General features: G+C 72.6%; 1 protein-coding gene. It reads right to left on the minus strand.

Annotated features, from left to right (window positions below):
• Positions 1-2,419, minus strand: a 2,419-nt coding sequence (locus tag IEZ15_RS43685) for a condensation domain-containing protein (RefSeq protein WP_189282481.1), incomplete at both ends; no start/stop codon positions are given.

The raw sequence follows: 2,419 nt of genomic DNA on the forward strand, positions 1-2,419 counted from the left end.
GACGCATCAAAGTTGAACGAGGCGAACTGCAACACCCGAACCCCCGGGCCCACCTCCATCAACGGCCCGAACACCGACACCAGATTCGCCAGCGCACCATGACCGACAGCCACACCCTTCGGCCGACCCGTCGAACCCGACGTGTAGATCACATAAGCCAAGTCAGCGCTGTTCACGGTGACTTCGGGGGACTCGGTCGACGCGGACGCCGGCTCGGCCCGCAGTTCCGGTCCGTCGACGGCCACGACCGGCACCTGGCCCGTCGGGAGTCCGCCGAGCAGCTCCTCGGTCGTCAGTGCGAGGGCCGCGCCGCTGTCGGCAAGCATGTACGCGATCCGGTCGGCCGGGTGCTCCGGGTCGATGGGCAGGTAGCCCGCCCCGGCCTTCCAGGCCGCCAGGACCGCCACGATCAGCTCGGCGTCCCGGTCCAGGCAGAGGCCGACGACCGACTCGGCGCCGATGCCCCGGGCGATGAGCTGGTGCGCGAGGCGGTTGGCCCGCGCTTCCAGCTCGGCGTACGTGATCTCCTGGCCGCCCGCGATCACCGCGACCGCGTCCGGGGTGCGGGCCGCGTGCGCCGCGAAGAGCTCCGGCACCGTGGCGGGCGCGACCTGCACTGCCGTGTCGTTCCACTCGGCGAGCAGCCGGTGGCGCTCGGCCGCGTCCAGGACGTCGACGGCGCTCAGGCGGATCTGCGGTTCGTCGACGAGGAGTTCGAGGACCCGGACCCAACGCTCGGCGAGCCGCGCCGCGGTGTCCGGCTCGAACAGGTCCGCCGACGCGACCACGGAGCCGCGCAGCCCGGCGGGGGCGCCCTCGGCACCGAAGGCCTCGGCGACCTCGACGGCCAGGTCGAACTTGGCAGCGGCCTGCCCGGGGGCGGTGGGCTCCCCGGCAGAGGACGTGCCGCCGGTGCGCAGGCCCGGCAGCTCGACGACCGCCTCGGCGTTGTTCTCCAGGGTCAGCGTGACCTGGAAGAGCGGGTGCCGCGCCAGCGAGCGCGTCGGCGCCAGCTCCTCGACCAGCTTCTCGAAGGGGACGTCCTGGTGTGCGAAGGCCGACAGGTTCGACTCCCGTACGCGGCCGAGGACTTCGCGGAACGTCGGGTCGCCCGACAGGTCCGTACGCAGCACCAGCGTGTTCACGAAGAAGCCGACGAGGTCGTCCAGCGCGACGTCCGTACGGCCGGCGTTCGCCGATCCGATCGGGATGTCCGTGCCCGCGCCCAGCTTCGACAGGAGGATGGCGGAGGCGGCCTGGAGCAGCATGAACACCGTCACGCCCTCGGCCTGCGCCAGCTCCTGAAGCCGTGCGTGCGCGGCGGCCGGCACCTCCACGGGCACGCGGTGGCCTCGATTGGAGGCGATCGCCGGGCGGCGGTGGTCGGCCGGGAGCTCCAGTTCTTCCGGCGCTCCGGCCAGCCTCTCGCGCCAGTAAGCGACTTGGCGCGCTCCGACGCTGTCGGGGTCCTTCTCGTCGCCGAGCAGCTCGCGCTGCCACAGCGCGTAGTCGGCGTACTGGACCGGCAGCGGCTCCCACGCTGGGGCCTCGCCGTCGCGGCGCGCCGCGTACGCGGTGGAGAGGTCCTGGGCCAGCGGGCGCTTGGACCAGCCGTCGCTCGCGATGTGGTGCATGACCACGACGAGCACCTCGTCGGGCCCGGCGGAGAACAGCCAGGCGCGGAAAGGCATTTCGGCGGAGAGATCGAAGGCGTAGTCGGCCGCGGCGGCGACTGCGTCCTCCAGGTCCTCCGGATCGACCTCGACCAGCGGCAGCTCCCAGGCCAGGTCCTCGACCGGGATGACCCGCTGATAGGGCTCGCCGTCCGCGACCGGGAAGACGGTGCGCAGGACCTCGTGGCGGCCGATCACGTCGCGCAGGGCAGCGCCGAGCGCGTCGCGGTCCACGCCGCCCGACAGGCGGAGTGCCACCGGGACGTTGTAGGCCGAGTTCGGTCCCTCCAACTGGCCGATGAACCAGAGGCGTTGCTGGGCGAAGGAGAGCGGCGTCCGCTCCGGGCGCCCCATCGGTGTCAGGGCCTTGCGCGCCGCGCCTGCCCCTGCGATGCGGGCCGCGAGGCCCGCGACGGTCGGCGCCTCGAACAGTGCCGCCATCTCCAGCTCGATGCCGAGCACGGCACGGATGCGGCTGACCAGACGGACGGCAAGCAGCGAGTGACCGCCGAGGGTGAAGAAGCTCTCGTCGACACCGACCCGGTCCAGGCCGAGGACCTGGGCGAAGACCGCGCAGAGGATCTCCTCCTGAAGCGTGGCGGGTCCGCGCCCGGCCCCTGCCGATCCGGAGGCGTCCGGGGCGGGGAGGGCCTTGCGGTCGAGCTTTCCGTTGGCGGTCAGCGGGAGGGCGTCGAGGACGACGACCGCAGCCGGAACCATGTGCTCGGGGAGCCGCTGGGCCGTGA

Source organism: Streptomyces atratus (assembly GCF_014648655.1).
Taxonomy (GTDB): domain Bacteria; phylum Actinomycetota; class Actinomycetes; order Streptomycetales; family Streptomycetaceae; genus Streptomyces; species Streptomyces atratus.